Annotated in this window: 17 protein-coding genes and 1 pseudogene; 9 read left to right on the top strand and 9 right to left on the bottom strand. The window is 43.5% G+C overall.

All coding sequences use genetic code 11. From position 1 onward, the window contains the following. Positions 1 to 70: 70 nt before the first annotated feature. Entirely contained in the window at positions 71 to 1,714 is a 1,644-nt protein-coding gene (locus tag DCMF_RS03110; RefSeq protein WP_148133077.1) for an N-acetylmuramoyl-L-alanine amidase, read from the bottom strand. 259 nt (positions 1,715 to 1,973) lie between these two features. Here DCMF_RS03110 and DCMF_RS03105 point away from each other — a divergent pair, with 259 nt between their 5' ends. Then, on the top strand, positions 1,974 to 3,497 hold the full coding sequence (locus tag DCMF_RS03105) for a long-chain-fatty-acid--CoA ligase (RefSeq protein ID WP_148133076.1): 1,524 nt from the start codon (positions 1,974 to 1,976) through the stop codon (positions 3,495 to 3,497). A gap of 157 nt (positions 3,498 to 3,654) precedes the next feature. Here DCMF_RS03105 and DCMF_RS03100 read toward each other — a convergent pair whose 3' ends face one another. Both DCMF_RS03100 and rarD read right to left on the bottom strand, forming a co-directional pair. Further along, the gene (locus DCMF_RS03100; RefSeq protein ID WP_148133075.1) at positions 3,655 to 4,611 is read right to left on the bottom strand and encodes a diacylglycerol/lipid kinase family protein; all 957 of its coding nucleotides are present in this window, start codon (positions 4,609 to 4,611) and stop codon (positions 3,655 to 3,657) included. Positions 4,612 to 4,632: 21 nt separating this feature from the next. Then, the gene (gene rarD / locus DCMF_RS03095; RefSeq protein WP_148133074.1) at positions 4,633 to 5,577 is read right to left on the bottom strand and encodes an EamA family transporter RarD; all 945 of its coding nucleotides are present in this window, start codon (positions 5,575 to 5,577) and stop codon (positions 4,633 to 4,635) included. A gap of 139 nt (positions 5,578 to 5,716) precedes the next feature. On the opposite strand from rarD, the gene DCMF_RS03090 reads away from it, so the two are divergent. Together DCMF_RS03090 and DCMF_RS03085 are read left to right on the top strand one after the other, a co-directional pair. Beyond that, positions 5,717 to 5,971 (top strand): hypothetical protein, encoded by a 255-nt coding sequence (locus tag DCMF_RS03090; protein WP_148133073.1) that lies wholly within the window; start codon positions 5,717 to 5,719, stop codon positions 5,969 to 5,971. A 903-nt stretch (positions 5,972 to 6,874) separates the two neighbouring features. Further along, positions 6,875 to 6,940: pseudogene (locus DCMF_RS03085) on the top strand (IS200/IS605 family transposase); the annotation flags it as partial. A 30-nt stretch (positions 6,941 to 6,970) separates the two neighbouring features. Here the strand turns inward: DCMF_RS03085 and DCMF_RS03080 are convergent. Together DCMF_RS03080 and DCMF_RS03075 are read right to left on the bottom strand one after the other, a co-directional pair. Further along, positions 6,971 to 8,572, bottom strand: coding sequence for an S-layer homology domain-containing protein (locus DCMF_RS03080; RefSeq protein WP_148133072.1), 1,602 nt, complete (start codon positions 8,570 to 8,572; stop codon positions 6,971 to 6,973). A 46-nt stretch (positions 8,573 to 8,618) separates the two neighbouring features. Continuing rightward, positions 8,619 to 9,476, bottom strand: coding sequence for a carbon-nitrogen hydrolase family protein (locus DCMF_RS03075; protein ID WP_148133071.1), 858 nt, complete (start codon positions 9,474 to 9,476; stop codon positions 8,619 to 8,621). A 168-nt stretch (positions 9,477 to 9,644) separates the two neighbouring features. Here DCMF_RS03075 and DCMF_RS30020 point away from each other — a divergent pair, with 168 nt between their 5' ends. Next, the gene (locus DCMF_RS30020; protein ID WP_257790944.1) at positions 9,645 to 9,779 is read left to right on the top strand and encodes a hypothetical protein; all 135 of its coding nucleotides are present in this window, start codon (positions 9,645 to 9,647) and stop codon (positions 9,777 to 9,779) included. Positions 9,780 to 9,790: 11 nt separating this feature from the next. Here the strand turns inward: DCMF_RS30020 and DCMF_RS03070 are convergent, their stop codons facing one another. Then, entirely contained in the window at positions 9,791 to 10,663 is an 873-nt protein-coding gene (locus DCMF_RS03070) for an AraC family transcriptional regulator (RefSeq protein ID WP_148133070.1), read from the bottom strand. 171 nt (positions 10,664 to 10,834) lie between these two features. Between DCMF_RS03070 and asd the strand changes: the two genes are divergently transcribed. Both asd and trhA read left to right on the top strand, forming a co-directional pair. Then, a complete protein-coding gene (gene asd / locus DCMF_RS03065) occupies positions 10,835 to 11,920 on the top strand; it encodes an aspartate-semialdehyde dehydrogenase (protein WP_148133069.1) in 1,086 nt (361 codons plus the stop codon). A gap of 314 nt (positions 11,921 to 12,234) precedes the next feature. Next, the gene (gene trhA, locus DCMF_RS03060; RefSeq protein WP_214659368.1) at positions 12,235 to 12,888 is read left to right on the top strand and encodes a PAQR family membrane homeostasis protein TrhA; all 654 of its coding nucleotides are present in this window, start codon (positions 12,235 to 12,237) and stop codon (positions 12,886 to 12,888) included. A 107-nt stretch (positions 12,889 to 12,995) separates the two neighbouring features. Here trhA and DCMF_RS30015 read toward each other — a convergent pair whose 3' ends face one another. Then, positions 12,996 to 13,127: a hypothetical protein gene (locus tag DCMF_RS30015; RefSeq protein ID WP_257790943.1), complete on the bottom strand. Its 132-nt coding sequence runs from the start codon at positions 13,125 to 13,127 to the stop codon at positions 12,996 to 12,998. A 142-nt stretch (positions 13,128 to 13,269) separates the two neighbouring features. Here DCMF_RS30015 and DCMF_RS03055 point away from each other — a divergent pair, with 142 nt between their 5' ends. Together DCMF_RS03055 and DCMF_RS29050 are read left to right on the top strand one after the other, a co-directional pair. Continuing rightward, complete coding sequence (locus DCMF_RS03055; protein WP_148133067.1) at positions 13,270 to 13,467, top strand: hypothetical protein; 198 nt, start codon at positions 13,270 to 13,272, stop codon at positions 13,465 to 13,467. 61 nt (positions 13,468 to 13,528) lie between these two features. Continuing rightward, positions 13,529 to 13,666, top strand: coding sequence for a hypothetical protein (locus tag DCMF_RS29050; RefSeq protein ID WP_214659053.1), 138 nt, complete (start codon positions 13,529 to 13,531; stop codon positions 13,664 to 13,666). Here the strand turns inward: DCMF_RS29050 and DCMF_RS03050 are convergent. Continuing rightward, positions 13,663 to 14,229, bottom strand: coding sequence for an Ntn hydrolase family protein (locus DCMF_RS03050; protein WP_148133066.1), 567 nt, complete (start codon positions 14,227 to 14,229; stop codon positions 13,663 to 13,665). The two genes, DCMF_RS29050 and DCMF_RS03050, sit on opposite strands and share 4 nt — an antisense overlap. Positions 14,230 to 14,900: 671 nt before the next feature. Here DCMF_RS03050 and DCMF_RS03045 point away from each other — a divergent pair. Then, entirely contained in the window at positions 14,901 to 15,974 is a 1,074-nt protein-coding gene (locus tag DCMF_RS03045; protein WP_148133065.1) for an HD-GYP domain-containing protein, read from the top strand. Between the two features lie 161 nt (positions 15,975 to 16,135). Here the strand turns inward: DCMF_RS03045 and cooS are convergent, their stop codons facing one another. Beyond that, entirely contained in the window at positions 16,136 to 18,049 is a 1,914-nt protein-coding gene (gene cooS, locus DCMF_RS03040; protein WP_236860170.1) for an anaerobic carbon-monoxide dehydrogenase catalytic subunit, read from the bottom strand. Positions 18,050 to 18,073 lie beyond the last annotated feature (24 nt).

The following is an 18,073-nucleotide window of genomic DNA, read 5'->3' as shown; positions in this document are numbered from 1 at the left end:
GTAAAAACAAAGAAGCTGAGAAAAATAACTACAGCTTCTTTGGTCAATTGTCAGCGCTAAAATATTAATTTTAGTTTAAAAAATACCGTTCAATGCCATTGGCAATCCCTTGAGCTACTTTTAAACGAAACGCCGGATCAGCCAGAAGCTTTTCTTCCTCATAATTGGAAATAAACGCAGTCTCCACTAAAATAGAAGGCACCTGGGTATAGCGTAAAACAGCAAAATTAGCCTGAAGCACCCCGATATTTTTTCGCTGAATCGATTTAACCAACTCCTGTTGGACTGATTTCGCTAATTTTTCTCTTGCCTGATATTGACCGGCCACGTCACCGAAAAAGTAAGTGGATGTGCCGTTAGTCGTTCTGCTCACATTAGCATTGACATGGATGGAGACAAATATATCCGCTTTATTTTTATTAGCTACGTCGGCCCTGCCACCCAAAGTCAAATTAGTATCGCCCGTCCGGGTCATAATCACCTTTGCTCCTTGTGCTTTTAAAATTTCCGCAACACTTACCCCCATATCGAGCACGACGTCTTTTTCTTTGAGATTTGTCGGACCAACTGCTCCGGGATCCGCCCATCCTCCCGGCTGAATACTGGCGTGTCCGGGATCGATCACGATGGTCTTACCCTGTAAAGTTGGTTTACCGATTTTAAAGGATAAGGTTTTCCCACTACCGGAAGCTAGGGTAAGCCCGGCAGGACCGGAAACATCCACCACAATTCTCACCTGATTATCCGAAAACTGGGCCATACGAACCCCATCTACCAATTCCGTGTCAACTTCTAAATCTTCAGATTCGATTTCCTCCGTGTCTAAGACAGCATTGAAAAAGTCCAAAACCAGCCGGCGCGGATTGTCCAAAATGGACGTGGCATAATTAAGGGTTTGATCACCCGTAACTGTGAGCAAAGGATCTCCTTGGGAGGTATCCACACTTACTTCCGTAATAGAAGCCAATGGTCCGGGCTGGGATGTTACGGGAGGATCCCTTCCTTCCCCGGGTTCTTCGCTGCGGGAAGGCAAAGAGCTGTCCGTCCGTACCGAAACCAGCCAACCTGCGATCCACCCGGAGGAATTGCCGGTGATTTCAATTTGATACCAATCGTTGCTTTGGCCCAATATCTTAAAGGTATTACCTTTGTTCGCCTGAGAAATTACCTTATATGTTTGGCCAGGTCCACTTCGGATATTCACGCCATCTTCCGATACCACAGCGGTTCTGGTTTCAGTAACAGGCATTTCGCCCCCCTCTTTCGTTACAATATTAACCAGATTTTTCGCGGTATCATACTGCACTGTGGCCCCTAAATTCTCCACAATAAAACGCAAAGGCACCATTGCCCTGCCGTTTCTTGTTACTGCCGCAGTGTCCAAAAGAACCTGATCACCGTTTACGGTCGCCTCTTTTTTACCGATGGTAAGAAAAATCAATACGCCGTCACCGGCAAAAGCAACCTGTTTGGTTTGAGCATCCCAGGCAAAACTGTATCCCAATTCTTCCCCAATAAAGCGCAGAGGAACAATGGTGCGGTTTTGACTGTCAATATAAGGTGCGACATCGAAATTAACGGATTGTCCGTCCACTCTGACGTTAACTTTTTTCTCATCTTGGGCAAAAACAGGAAAGGAGACATTAAAAATTAAAAAACTTACCAGCAGCAATGCAACTAACGTTTTGAATAAATGATCATGTTTAAAATTCATTTAACCACTCCTCATTCCTGTCCAATGACGTATTTCATATCTTTTCATAATTATTAAATATTTTCCACCTCCATAAGACAAACTTGTGTGTTACTATTTCATTTAGACGTTTTACCAGGGATTTTTGTTTCCGAATTTCGACAAAAAAAGTATTGGGAAAGGAAAAAAATTTTGAGACAGAATATGGTTTTTCGGGGAAAAAGCCGGTAAAATTAAACTACTATCATGAAGCATTAAATACCTATAAAGGAGGAGATTTATGTCAGTAGATCTTTTTTTACGAAACACGGCCGCCCGTCTTCCAGACAAAAAAGCGATTTTTTTTGGGGATACCGAAATTACTTACGGTCAGTTTGATCAAGAAGTGGACAACCTTGCCCAGGGCTTTATCGATCTTGGCTTAGGGTACCAACAGCGGGTGAGCCTTCTCCTCGCAAACTCACCGGATTTTATCAGAGCTTATTTTGCCATTACCCGGGCCGGCGGGACAGTTATTCCTTTAAACCCTCTTTTTAAAGGGGAGGAAATTAAATATATTTTAAATGATGCCGAAGTGGTTTTTCTCATCACGACCCAAGCATTTTTGCCTTTAGTGGAAAGCGTTTGGGGTCAAATTCCCGCGCTGAAAAAAATCATCGTCATCGGCGGAGAATCCGATGAGGATGTAATCTCTTGGGATGATTTGATCTCGATACCATCCGCACCCGTCAAAGTTGCCATCAACCCGGAGGATATTGCCGCCTGTCTTTATACATCAGGCACAACGGGAAAGCCGAAAGGAGCCTTACTCTCACATAGCAATTTAATGTTTGATGCGGCTGCTGTGGTAAACCATGTAGAAATGAACCCGAAGGACAACCATTTGTGTGTCCTTCCCTTGTTTCATTCTTATGCGCAAATGGCGGCCATGCTCTGTCCTATTTATTCCGGAGGAAGCATTACCGTAATGGCCCAGTTTCGGCCGGATCACGTACTGAAGGAAATCGGCAAACACAAAGTGACCCTTTTTTGCGGGGTTCCCGCCATGTATGCTGCCATCCTGCAAAACTCCGGAAACACAAATGAAATTGATCTTTCCTCTTTGCGCCTGTGTTTTTCTGGCGGAGCACCGATGCCCTTAGAAATCATGCATCTTTTTGAGGATGAATACGGTATCATTGTGATTGAAGGAAACGGCCCTACAGAAACCTCTCCTGTCTCCTATGCCAACCCCATGAGCCTGCGGAAGCCCGGTTCTGTGGGGACACCTTTAGAAGGAGTCAAGGTGAAGATTGTAAATGAAAATGACCAGGAACTGCCTCCGGAAGAAATTGGAGAAATCTGTGTGCAAGGCCCCAACGTCATGAAAGGCTATCTCAACCAGCCGGAAGCCACCGCGGAGGCTATCAAAGATGGCTGGTTCCACACCGGCGACCTGGGCAAAAAAGATGCCGACGGTTACATTTACATCGTCGACCGGAAGAAGGACATGTTGATTGTCAGCGGACTCAACGTATATCCCAGAGAAGTTGAAGAATGCCTGTACCAACATCCCAAGGTTGCAGAGGCAGCGGTAATCGGCATTCATGATAGTCTAAGAGGTGAAGTGCCTAAGGCCTTTATTGTTTTAAAACCTGGTGAAACGGCAGTACCGAAAGAATTCTCCGTCTTTTGCCGTGAGAGATTGGCTAACTTTAAATGTCCCCGCCAAGTGCAACTGCTCGAGAGTATTCCTAAAACCGCTACAGGAAAGATTGACAAAAAGCAGCTTCGGGAAGCAGAAAGTATGGGCTTGTATAAATAAAAAAGCCCAAAGGGCTTTTCGGGATCCGGGAACCGGTTACCGGGAAAAAACTAAATCAATATTGCTTACTTTTTTCTGGATCCGGGTATCGGGTTCGGCTCGTATGGCGCCGGATGCTCCCAAAAATTTGGAGCATCCGGTAATTTGTTGATGGGGTTTAAACTTCTCCGAACATAGTTGGAAATTGTTTGGGGACGAGCAATTTAATTGCCTTGGGTATGATCGTAAATTTTGCTTGTACAATTCCTGGCTGTTCCCCATCCAGGTTTACCAGAACCCTTCCCCGGGATTGAATCAATAGGGATTTAGCCCGGGCATGCCACACCTTTGCATGTTCCAGATGCCTTCCGGAGTATACTTTCGGCAAGTTATAGATGAGATTGCTTTTGCCCATTGCTTCTATTGCGACGATGTCAAAATAGCCGTCATTTATTTTTGCCTTTGGGCAAATCATCATCCCACCCCCAAAGAACCTGCCATTTCCACAGGCGATCAGGGTGTACCGGCCTTCCCGGGAATGCTTCTCATCAATTACCATGCGGAGATATGGGCTACGATAAGTGCAGATGGAAGTCAAGGATCCCCAAAGGAAAGAAAAAAAGCCTCCCAAAACCTTTGTTGTCTCATTTACCTTAGCCGCTGTTTCACCGCCAAGTCCTACTTCAGCCACGTTTAAAAAGTATCGCGAAAGATTTTTTTCTCCATCATTACTGATAAATTCTGCCTGTCCGACATCCACCCAGATTGCTTCACCCCCGCTAAGCAAGCCAATCAAGTCTTCCTTTTTATTCCTAATCCCTAATGTTCTGCCCAAATCACATCCCGTCCCCCTGGGCCAGATGGCCAAAGCCGGAGTGGTCAAAGTGAAGCCACTATTTCTGATGATTCCATTTACGACTTCATGGACGGTTCCGTCTCCCCCAACTGCTACAAGAATATCATAGCCTGAATCTACCGCTTGAGCGGCAATAGCCGGAGCGGTAAAGGGCCCCTGGGTAAATGACCACTGAAAATTCAAGCCTGTCCGGTCTAAAACAGGCAAATAGCTGAGCCACCATCGTCTGGTGGCACCGTTCCCGGCACAAGGGTTCACAATAAAATAAATTTTGCTCATTTCTCGAAGTTCTTTAAAATTTTATAATCTCCCCCTCCATTTTTCTCTCCTGGCGAATGGGTTTAATTTCTGCATAAAGGATGCCGTAGACAGCGAATAAATGAGCAAGGCACTCCAAATGAAGGAAAAACTGATGCGGTGCATTTCCGTAAAAGGCTCTTGATAAATGATCACACCAATGACCAGCATCAGGCTGGGGGCAAGATACTGGCAAAAGCCGATGGTTTTAAGAGGAAGCCTTTTTGCCCCATTTACCAGCCACATTAACGGATAAGCAGTAATCACCCCGGCAAATATTAGTAAAAGTGATATCTTTAATCCGGCCGAGAAAAACATTTCTTTTCCTTCTGCCCCTAGAACTATGAGATAAATAAAGGCTATCGGGGTCATTACACTTGTTTCGATGAACAAACCGGTTAATGATTCTACAGGGACTACTTTTCGAATTAGGGAGTAAAAACCGAAGGTCAGGGCAAGAATTAAGGCAATCCAGGGAAATTTTCCGTATTCAAAAACCATATAGCTTACCCCGGTTCCAGCTAATAACACCGCAACGATCTGCCAAAATTCAATTTTCTCTTTCAGGAATATCATCCCCAGTAAAATACTTACTAAAGGATTAATAAAATAACCCAAGCTTGTTTCAATCATATGATTGTGATTATTGGCCCAGATATATACGCCCCAATTTGTCGTCAAAAGCAGAGAACTGGCCAAAAAACACAGCATATATTTCGGTGTCCTAATTACGTGCATGACAGAGTGATGACCCTTTTGCGCAATCAGTAATCCTCCCACGAAAATAAAAGACCAGAAAATCCGGTGCGCCAAAATTTGGACCGCCGGCACCGCACTTATCACTTTCCAATATACCGGCAATAGTCCCCATGCGCCATAAGCGGCCAAAGCGTATCGAATACCAAGTTTCTGATCCTGGTTAAGAGCCAAACTGGTTGTCTTCTCCATTTATTTGTCCTCTGGTTTTTATTCGTATTGTATCATAGATTCGTGCAAATAAGTTATTCATATAATATTCTTAATTGTTCAAATTTACTAAAAAATATGGTATGATTTATTAATCATACATAAGAGGAGGGTTTAAACCATGAAGGTAACATTCCGCATTACTTTGTCGGATTTTCCCCCAGTGGATGAAGCCACAGCAAAAGAGATTTTATCGGTCTATTTGCAAAATGGTATTCAGGTAAAAGCAGACGATATTAGCGAAATACTCCTGGAGAAAGAAGAAATCCATGCCCATTCCCGGGATATAAAGGGACTGCAGCCAGCGGCTTCTACCCATGATGGTGAAGAACCCCATGCCAGTTTTGAAGAACAAATGAAGCACATGGAAGATTAGTCCATGTGCGGATCTTCTCATGAGCACTTGATGCAAAAAGAAAAAAGCCCAGAAAGGCTTTGACAGTACTTTATTGTCTTAATTTAAAAAAACAAAAACTTAAAACCTGGGAATGTTCGCCCCGCAATAGGGGCAATACCAATCATTAATCGTATCGGCACTGAAAACTCTCTTTCCACACCGGGGACATTTTCGTTCAACCACCCGTTTACAACCTCCCCATTTCTAAACTAAAAAGTACTATCGCTAAGGAACTCATCTTTTAAATAATAGTATATCAGGATATATTTGTCAAATATTTCGACAAGATTCTTGAAGAATTCGGACATTTTCCTGCTTCTTCAAAAGATGTCTGCAACGTCAATGAAGTAGTGAGATTATTCTCAAACTTTTTGATCAGAGAATGAGGCCTTTAATTTTTTGCTCTTTGGTTTAAATTTTTGACCAAACATCCTCTAAGTATTGTGATTATTCGTCCCACACTCTACAATAAAGTTGTGTCATGCTTCTCAATTTTATGTCCATTGTATGCCCTTTATATGCAGTTTTCTTTGTTGTTTTCTGTTATAACCGTTCTCCAGACGGTTATTCTTTTTTGTATTTTGTATCACGAAAATCACCTGCTAGGCAGGTGGCTCCAAAAAGCTTTAGCGCTGAGTAAAGAAGAACTACCCCCATTTGGTCAAATGTGCAGGTTTCGCCAGCCCCACTAGCCCAAAGGAGGTAGTTATTTTAACCTGACTAACTTGGCGTAAGTCTCCCGCCATCAGCGGTCAGGGGACACACCTCTCTTAGGAATGTCCCCAAATATGCGGGAGTCAAACGCCAACTAAGTCATGCATTTGCAGTTCTAAAATTCAGATGGAGTAAAAGAATCTCCATCTGAATTAAGAACTTGCTTCAATGGATATGGAAAGTTTATTACATGCACAATGGCATTGTAAATATCACCTGGTATTTGCACCAAAATAGAGAAGGCAGGTGATACCGGGGATTTTCTTAATCGTCCTCTCTCTCTGCATCAATGGTCAGGGCGGCACCGTTCTGAGCTGTTATTTCTACTGTGTCCCCAACTTTTAAATCATCCAATTCTGCCCGGTCTCCATCTAATTCAATCTCCGTATCCTCGGTAACATCAAAGGTAAACCTGTCATTTTCATCCGTTTCGATGACGACAGTTTGTTCATCTCCCAGAGTAAGGGCCACAATTTCCCCGGAAAACTCTTCCTCTTCCGACTCTGCTTCAATTCTGGTGGCTACATCGTCGATAACCGTAACTGTTACAGCAAAACCAGATTCCAAATCCTCCAGATCCTGGTCTTCATCATCCAGAATGATTTCCGTGTCTTCATCCACATCGAAGGTATGTGTTCTCCCATCTTCGTCCTCGATCGTGATGGATTGATGACCAATTGAGTCTACCTCGGTAATCGTTCCCTCATATTCCTCCTCGGTTTCTTCGTCATCTTCGTTATCTTCCTCATTGTCTACCGTAATGTCTATGGCAACACCATTCTCAGATTCTACAGAAACCTCCCAGCCTATTTCCAGTTCAGATAAAAAGATTTCCTTGCCGTCTTTTTCGATTTCCGTGGAACCATTCACCCGAAAGGCCTTCTCTTTGTTCCCCGATTTAACAGTGATCTGAGCCCCGTCGCCTAATACAATCTGCGTAATTTCTCCTTCAAAATCTTCCTCATTTTCCGCATCTTCAGCTTTCACAAATGAGACTTTTCCATCATTATCAAGGACTACTTTTACCCGGTATCCCTCTTCAAGATCCTCTACCTCAGCCAGATCTCCGTCTAGATAGACCGTAACATCCTCGGAGAAATCAAATTCTTTCGTCCAGCCAGTTTTTTCTACCGTGATGGTGTCATCATCAACAGACTTTATTTTGCCGGATATCTCCTTGCCCTGATTATCGGCTACCTTGCCGTCAATTCTGTCCAGCAACACGGCCATTTCCGCCCGGGTAATCGGCTTGTTGGGCCAAAAGTAATGTCCGGGAGCTCCCTGCATAATACCGGTTTGAACCATAATGATCACAATACCGTTTAAGTTCCCAGGAATATCCTCATCATCAACAAAATCTAATTGAATTTTTTGTTGAATTTTTTGGTCCAGATCAAGAGCCCGGGCAATCCAAAGGGCAACTTCGATCCGTTTTGCCCCCTGATTGGGTCTAAAGGCTTTTAAATCGCCCTCTGTTAAAATTCCTTGATCATAGGCAACCTGGACATAGCCGGCGGCCCAGGACGGGATCTGTTTCTCATTTTTCACGGGTGCAGACAATTTTGCCTCCTGAGCCTCTTCTTCCAGCCCTAAAGCGCGCACAATCATCACTACAGCCTCTAATTTGCTCACGACGTTAGCAGGTTTGTATGTACAATCCTGGTAACCCTTCACGAAACCCTTTGCGTTCATTTCCAGAAGAACATTTTCCGCCCAGTGTCCTTTCACGTCTTTAAATTTTAGGGCCTGATTCATTTTTGCCTTGTCGGATCCCTTGGCATGGGCCGGTTGAGAGGCATAGGCCGCCGGTGCCACTGCCCCTGCTAGGAAAACTACAGCCAACAACATCAACAACACCTTTTTCATCTTTTCAACTCCCCCTAATTTTTTTTGGTGCTGAAAAAAGATTCGGTTAGTATCTGCCGTTTTTGGGGGTAACGTAGGGGTGTTCTGTCAGGGTGTAGAGATCCTGGCGTAAATGTTTTAATAAAGGAAGTTCTGTTCTGACCCTCTCAATCTTCGCCGGTTCCAAGTCTTCAATCAAAATATTTTCCTCTCCATCCATCCTTTGGACCACCTTTCCCCAGGGGTCCACAATGATCGAATTCCCGTAGGAGACATATGCTGCTTCCTCATTCCGCGCCGGAGCGGCGCCCATCATATAGACCTGATTGTCCAATGCCCTGGTCCGAAAAAGAATTTCCCAATGGGCAGGCCCCGTCGTCATGTTAAAAGCGCCGGGAACAATAATAAACTTTGCCCCTTTTGCTACTAACAATCTCGCTAGTTCAGGAAACCTGATATCGTAACAGATGATCAATCCCATTCTGCCAAAAGGCGTATCAAAGACCGTCGCCTCATTTCCGGCACTTAAGGTGTCCGACTCTTTGAAATACTGGCCTCCCTTCACATCGATATCAAAGAGATGCACTTTCCTGTGTTTGGCTATTTGCCCGCCCTGCCGGTTAAAAACAAATGAAGTATTATAAATGCAGCCCTGGTCATCTATTTCCGGAATAGATCCGCCGATTAAAAATACTTCATTTTCCAGGGCCATGCGGGACAATTCCTGCCAGGAGAAACCGCCTTCCTCCTCGGCAAAGGCAGGAAAAAATTGATTATCATAGGGGCAATTAAACATTTCCGGCAGTACGATCAATTGGGCATTTTTAGAGACAGCCTTCTGCACCATCTCTTTCGCCTTTTGGAGATTCTCTTCTTTAGAGTACCCGACATGCATTTGAACCAGACCAACCCTTAACGTATTCATATGCTTCCTCCCAACACCTGCTTTTTTTCTGTTTGAGCCCGATACCCGGTTTCGTAGTATCTTGCCCTATGACACACAAAAAATTGAAGCCTTCAGACGAAATATACCAGGAATGATTGCCTCATTTTCGTAAACACTATACTATCATTGAAAAAGAAGGTGGCAAATGTGAAAAAAACGGTGGCAAAAACATTGATGTTCATGACGGCGGCAAAAATAATCTTCGAAGCAGTGAACAGAATATCGGAATCCTTTTTGAAAATCTCGAAAAAATACCAGCGATCAAAAATTCCCCGGGCCTAACCAAAAGGAAATTACTGGTTCATGTCTGGGACCGCCTGGTGATACTTGCGGGGAGAAAGTCCAAACATTTTCTTAAAAGAGCGGACAAAGCTGGAATATTCTTTAAAACCGCAACAGATACATGCCTCTCCAGCAGGGATTCCTTTGCGCATCAGCATGTTTGCTTTGATCAATCGTTTCTGCAAAATATAATTGTGCACGGTATAACCGGTGTTCATTTTAAATTTGTGCATCAAATGATATTTGTTGATAAAAAAAACAGCAGAAAGGTTCTCTAAAGATAAATCCTGATCCAGATTTTCATTGATATAATCTAAAATAGCGGCGATCTCCTTGCTAAACTTAATCCCCTCCGGCTCTTTGTCCCTCTGTCGTAAATAAAACCTGTTCATGAGCACAAAAAATTGGAGCATCAAAGAATTCTTCAGTATTCCAGTGCCGAATTCTTCACTTTCAAAAGCTTTCTCCAGTTCGGCCAAGAGATAACTCAATTGATGTTGGGCTTGGGGATCCAATCTCAGCAAATTGCACCTTTGTCTTAAGGCCATTTCAAAGCAGGTGAACAAATTACATTCCCCGTCAAGATGCTTGGATAAAAAAGAGCTGTTTACCCAAATCACGATTCTTTCATATGCTTCCTCCGGATCCATCAATAGCTTATGAACCTCATTATTGTTTATTAATAAAATATCCCAGGGTTTCAGCTGATAGGACTTTCCCTCAATCAAATAAGTGATATTACCAGAAAGAAAGATTATAACCTTATTAAAATCATGGTAATGATACTCAAAATGCATCGTCCTCTTGTCGGTCAAGTGGAAAAACTCAAAATCTTTTTCCAAGTAACCCTTTTTACCAGCGAAAGCATCTTCATTTGACACCATCGGGCCACTCCTTTTCTTGGATTCCTCAGGCGCATCTCAGAATAAAACCCACTTTTTACATAGTTTTGGACATTTTATGCCATTTCTATGGCTTAAAATGTCAATTATAATAATAGCATAGGAAAATCCGAACTGTCAAAAACATACAGGAAGAATTGTCGGAGGTGCGTAATGAAAAAAAAGCTAAAAGTAGGAATTCTCGGCGGGACCGGTTTTGTGGGGCAGCGTTTGGTCACCTTATTGGCCGATCACCCTTTCTTTTACATTGAAGTGATCGCCGCCAGTGAACATTCAGCAGGGAAAAGTTATCATGAGGCGGTCGAAAACAAATGGAAAATGAACGAACCGGTACCGGAAGGAATCAAAAATATCACGGTAAGAAACGTCAGTCTCGTAGAGAAGATCAGCCGTGATGTGGACCTTGTTTTTTGTGCCGTTGACATGCCCGGTGATCAAATCAGAGAAATTGAGGAAAGATATGCCAAAGAGGAAACCCCAGTGATCTCAAATAATTCGGCCCATCGCCTCACTCCTGATGTTCCAATGGTCATTCCCGAGATTAATGACGGGCATTTTGACGTTATTGCCCATCAGCGCAAAAGATTGGGCACAGAATATGGCTTTATTGTGGCAAAACCAAACTGCTCTATTCAAAGCTATGTTCCGGCCATCACTCCCCTGATGCACTTTAAACCGACCAAAATATTGGCCTGCACCTATCAAGCCATATCCGGTGCCGGAAAAACCTTTGCCGACTGGCCGGAAATGACCGATAATGTCATTCCCTTTATCAAAGGTGAAGAAAGCAAAAGTGAATTGGAGCCTTTAAAAATTTGGGGGCATGTACAGGACAACATCATCGAGCATGCAACCATGCCGGTGATTAGCGCGCAATGCATCCGTGTCCCGGTGACCGAAGGCCACATGGCCGCAGTTTATGTTTCTTTTGAGTCTACACCACCAAAGGAAACCATTCTGGACTTATGGCAAGAATACAAAAGCAAGCCCCAGCTATTAAATCTTCCCAGTGCCCCCAGACAGTTTTTAACCTATTGCCCGGAAGAAAACAGGCCCCAGACAAAATGTGACCGGGACAAGGAGAAAGGGATGGGCATCACCATTGGCCGGCTGCGGGAGGACTCTTTGTTTGACTACAAATTTGTTTGCCTCTCTCATAATACATTGCGGGGTGCTGCCGGAGGGTCCGTGCTCACAGCAGAATTATTAGCCGCAGAAGGCTACCTGAAATCAAAATAATTGGGACATACCCCTCTCCCCTGACCGCTTGTTTATTTTTTTGTTGTGAAAGTTGAATATCTTGACCGAATGCCTTCACCTTATTGTTTTTCCTGCTGCTTTAATGATACAATCAAAATGCGTTGAACAACCAACTTTGTTTTCCATTGAACAGTCCCCTTACTAATGAATAACAACATTGTCTTTTCTTTTTTTCAACAGCCGCTTTTCTTGCGGCTTTCTTTTTTTATTGTTTTTCAGGCAGGAACATTTGAAATCCTTGAAAAAATTTCCTATAATAAAGTAATAAAGGTAATCAAACAAAAGGAGCTATGATCATGATCCGATTTAGAGATCCGGTAAGTGGCTTGACCCATTTATTCGGTTTTTTGGTTTCTATTCCCGGGCTTATTCTCTTGGTATGGAATGCGGCGCATTTCTCTACTCCCTGGCATATCGTATCATTTTCCATTTTCGGCGCAAGCCTGATTCTGCTTTATGCAGCAAGCTCTTTATACCATCTTGTCCCCGTTTCGGACAAAGGTGTGAAAATTCTTAGGCGCATCGACCACATCATGATTTTTGTCTTAATTGCCGGTACATACACCCCGGTTTGCCTGATTCCCTTACGGGGCGCCTGGGGCTGGAGCCTGCTGGGCAGCATCTGGGGCCTCGCCATATTGGGAATTTTTCTGAAAATCTTTTGGCGAAATTGTCCCCGTTGGATTTCCACCATCATCTACATTTTTATGGGCTGGCTGGTATTAATCGCCTTTTTCCCTTTAATAAAAACCATTCCCCTCACCGGATTTAGTTGGTTAGTGATCGGTGGTTTTCTTTACACCATTGGTGCCGTCATATACGGAACAAAAAGGCCGCGCATTTCTGCAAAATGGCTGGGTTTTCATGAGATCTTTCACTTATTTGTATTGGCAGGAAGCTTTTCTCATTTTTGGTTGATGTTAAAATACCTGATGTATTTGAATTAAGCTCTGCCGCTTTCTGAGCATATTCAAGCAAAAAAACCGCTGTCCACGAGAACAGGGGTTTTTTTATGTAAGACCTTCTGATGATGGACCATAGCCGGACAACCATTTTACCTTTTACAGCAGCAACAGAAAAAAATAAAAATGATCACAAGAATAATGATAATATCAAAACATTCGTCATCCCCGCCAAAAATACCACAATCTTTATCCCGGCCCATAAAACCGCTTAAAATACCCAATCTCAATCCCTCCTTATTTTCCTTTCATTACATGCTATGCAAGTACCAGATAATTGGACACAAGAAAGGATAGTAATATTTTACCGTATATCAGGGGTAAACTAATTCCACATACCCGGGGTAAAAAAAGGAGCTGTCCAACATGAGCGAAAAAGAAACGAACCAAGGTCAATTCACACACGCATCCCAAAAAAATAGTCCCAACAACCAGAACCATGCTACGGAAACATCCGATAAAAATCGGCAATCAACGGTCTTTGAAGCCGCGGAAGACAACGTTCTAGACAGATCGAAACGGGATTTAGGAAAAAAATCCTGGTTTCAAAGGCTTTTTGGCTAATACATTTTCCCCGGGTATGATACTATGCAAGGAAAAACCGCTAAATCGGGAGGTGGCAAGGATGTCCGATCAGAAAAAAGAACCTACCATTGCCCCGGGCATGGAGGATATTTTAGAACAAAAAGCGACCAAAAAAGAAAAAAAAGCTGGTGAAACGACCCGGGTAACTACTCTGTCCTGGGACGAAGTAGAAGATTAAGACAGAGAAAGGGTATAAATCTCAAAAGGCCATCCGGTGGAATCATCAAACTCCGCAGCAGCCTCCAGGCCGGCACGGGCAATATCTTCTGCAGCAGCAGCAGGGAAAATTGTTTTCATGGCGCCCAAGGCGAATTCATTTCCTGACCCAAAGGAATAGAATTTAGTAAATTCATCCACAGAGCGCAGGGCATATACGCCGAAAATTCCCCCGGGACTGGCAATTAAGCATTCGTACCGGGAAGACTCGAAATCATCATCGTTTTGGTCGGTGGGATTTAAAAAATAGTCTTCCTTTAATGACTTATGCAAATCACATACTACCTCAAAGATTTGGTCTGCATGATCCAGGGAGGGCATCTCCTTCCTTTTCCCAAAATAGCTTCGTAAAGCGTGACTAATCACCGCATCTCCCACACAGGCAATATAGGCTTTTCCCACCTGAAAAATTTTCGAGTAATTCTTGATGTACTCAGAGTGCTGTTTTGTCCTGCCAAACTTGGAAAGAGAATCTGCTCCGATGGCAATTACCCCATCTTTCTTTACAGCAACAACCGTTGACATGTCCCATACCCCCTTTGCTATTTCTATAGCCATTTGCGGCGACAACACTGCCGATAAATTAGTTTACTTGGCAATTTCATCATTTATGCGCTAAATTTACAGAGAAAAAAAGGAACCATTTCATGGCGCACCTTGCCTGATATTTAAGTTACAAAAAAGCCTCCTTTTAGGAGGCCTTTTCTTTGGTCCAGGATAAGCTAGCTTTCAACTTTCTCAACTACATAAACATTTTGTTTGGTATTCGGTAGCAAATAATACTGCTTCCCAAAACAGGAATGAACATAGGTGCGCATACATTCTTTGACTTTAAACCGCTCCCGGTCGGTATCTGCCAATATGTACACATTATTACATAATACAAGGTCGTCATTTGTCTTCATAATATCTAAAATCTCACGCGAAGTATATATTTCCCCTATTACTAATTGGGCAGGTGTTCCCAAATGTCTCGCCACCTTTATTCTTAGTTAGCCAAAACATTCGGTAAAAGATCATCTATTCCTGCCTCTTAACCTAAACTTAAAGATCAAAACGGGATCAGGCCTTATCCATAATTCTTAGGATTTTATAAGAAAAATAAAAAAAATTTTTAATTAGGTATTCACTTTCGAGTATTTATGCCGATATAATTTTTATGTATTGTGTAAAATAGAAAGATAAGGTGTTCAAAAATGCGATTTATACCTGTAAATTGTGTCCAAGAAGGTTCTATTCTTAGCAATACGATCTATGGAAAAAACGGAGAAATCTGGCTAACCAAAGGAACGGTTTTAAATAGTCATTATGTAGAAAAATTAAATATTTTAAAAATCATCGGCATCTATATTCAAGATGATGAAACGAAAGAGATCGAAGCAAAGGATGTCATTAGTGAAAAAATCCGGGCCACTGCCGTTAAGGTCGTGAAACATGTTTTTATCCATGCCCCTTCGGCAAAATCCGTAGAGGAAGATACCAAAATTCTTCATGAAGTTATTGAAGATATTATTGACGATATCATAAACAACAGAGGGATCATGGTCAATATGATTGACCTGAAATTTTTTGACGATTATACTTTTCACCACTCCGTAAATGTGGCAGTTTTATCCATTATGATGGGGATTTCCCTCCGGTTGCCGAAACAAACATTGTACGATCTGGGCATAAGTGCCATCTTGCACGATATTGGCAAGGTTTTTATTGAAAAAAAAATCATCGACAAGTCCGACCCTTTAACTGTTGAAGAACTGGAGCTAATAAAAAGACATGCCGCTCTGGGCTATGTCTACCTGAAAGAAAAATTTAAACTCCGGGAAAAATTATGCCTGGGCGCTTTACATCACCACGAAAAATATGACGGAACCGGATATCCCTATGGATTAAAAGGAGATGATATTTCCCTTTTTGGAAGAATCATCGGTATTGCAGATGTTTATGACGCGCTTACATCTGACAGGCCATACAGAAAAGCATTACTCCCTTCCGAGGCAATTGAGTTTATCATGTCAAACGGGGGGATTTCCTTTGATATTAACTTGGTTGAAGTCTTTATCAGAAAAATTGCTCCCTATCCATCCGGCACCCTGGTTAAGCTCAGTGACGGAAAAGAGGGTTATGTGGTAAGAAACAATGAACTTTGTACCATGCGACCTTTGGTGAAAATTATTAATGATGGTACGCAAAAGGTTGAACCATATTATCTGGATTTAACAAACGACTACTCCACCTATTCCATTACCATCACAGAGGTTTTAAGTCGCTGATCGCCTGCTCTCCCATTGCTAATCATCTAAGCCCCCGGCGAAAAGAGGCCCTTCTTTTCTGAAAAAATGTCACTTTTTTCATAGTCCTTCTGGATTCCGGCTTTTCCAATGAACAAAACGGCAGCTTCCAAGTTTCGTGAAGCTGCCGTTTTGATTGGTGTCTAACTGAGTCCCAAATCTTTTCTTTTGCTCAGGATATGAGCCTCAATATGATCCGCCGCTTCCTTGGGATCATCACCCAAAGCGATTTTTCCCCCGGTTAATGTTTCCACATCTTCGGTGAGCAGTTTAACCAGCTGGGGAGCACCCGTAACAAAAGGTGTGGGCGAGAGATGGGTATATGCCCCATAAGCAACGGCAAAGACCCCGTCAATCGTAGCCTTCTGTTCCATCCATTCCGGCGCGGTTACCGCAATGGGGAGTTGGGGTACATCTACATCCAAGTGATCCGCCAAGGCTGTTACCAGCATGGATATTCTTCCCGTATCCGTACAAGTGCCAAAGCTTAATACAGGTGGTATTTTTAACATCCTGCATACTTCCTGCAGACCTGAGCCAGCCATTTCAATCGCCTGAAGATTACAAAGTCCCGCTACTTCAAGAGCATGGTTGCCGCACCCGGCACTTACTACCAGAATGTCCTTTTTGATCAATTCTTTAACTAAATTTACCGTATTCCAGTCCTGGGGTCCATTTCTTAAAGTAGAGCAGTTTGCCAGTGCAACTACTCCTTTAATTTTGCCGGCTTTGATCACATCGACCAAGGGATCCAGTCTGTTTCCCAGCGCTTTCAGCACGGCCTCGGTGGAAAAACCGGCGATTGCTTTTTGGGTAAATTTCGGCACCTTCGGCACGACTGTGCCCTTGCGTTTTTTAAAGTTGTCCAGGGCAAGATCGATCAGCCGATCTGCCATGGCATCTACTTGGGCCGGATGATATGCCATTTGATGCTGTAATCCTGGAACCCCGATAATATTACTCACACTGACCAGCGTGGCCTGATACTTTTCCGCATATTGGTCAATTGCCGGGGGAGAACAGTTTTCTTCCATGGCCATGACATCAACGGTACCCGTTGCTAAAAGAGGCTCTATGGCCAACCAGTTGCCCATTAATCCCACAAACACCCCATCTACCTCAAATCTTTGCAACAACTCCTGGCCGGTTTCAATGGATCCGACAATGCGCAGGCCTTTTGCCCCGCCTTTTTTTGCCTTTTCCTGGATTTCAGGCAACCTGGCTTTTTGTAAGGTAGCTACCCCCACCCAGGGCTGATGACCATTAAAAACAATATTCACATAATCCGGGTCCATAATACCTAAATCTACATCAACTTCATGGGGGGCCGGCGTGCCAAACAGGATATCCTGCACCATTTCCAGGCCGATCTGGGCCGTATAAATGGTCGCCAGACCCAGACGCAGCGCTTTTTTCGCCAGTGAGGCATAATCGCCGTCTACATTTGTTAAGCAGCTCGCGACACAGTTCTGCTCTTCATGGACCACACCGGATGGGTAGATACCTAAGTCTTTCCATAATTTCTTTCTCTTTTGGGGAGCAAACACTTCCACCATCACGCTGGGCTCGTCAATGTCCTTACCCATTTCCTGCTCCAGGAAGTCTGCCAGGGCCAGCGCCATTGTATTGGTGTCCTGGCCGGTCGTAAGACCTACTTTTTCACACATCCATTTTAACTTTTCCGCATCCTTTATTTGAAAGGGTGTTTTCCCTTGGGCAGTAGCCCGTAGCGTTCGGAAAGCCTCATAGGCATGATGACTGTAAGTGCCTGCCCCCATCACATTCCGGAGCAAAAGACTTCTCATGGCCATGGCATCCGCCCCGATCCCACAGACGCCTTTATCCTGTCCACCCTTTTCACTAATCCTGCAGGGACCTTGAGAACACAGTTGGCAGCTTAATCCCTGCAGGCAGAACTTACATCTGATTTTTTCCTGAAGGGTCCAGCGGTCAAATACATTAGACATCCCGTCCTCTCGCATCCGCTTTACCATCTCTTCCACAGAATCGTGATAGCTAACCCGTCCCTCCGTTTTTTCCCAAATCCTTTCTTCCAAAATCAGTCCCTCCAATACATCGGT

The organism is Candidatus Formimonas warabiya (assembly GCF_002777255.1).
GTDB lineage: Bacteria > Bacillota > Dehalobacteriia > Dehalobacteriales > Dehalobacteriaceae > Formimonas > Formimonas warabiya.
The sequence above is the reverse complement of the archived record's forward strand: the minus strand, read 5'-3'. Positions and strand labels throughout refer to the sequence as shown.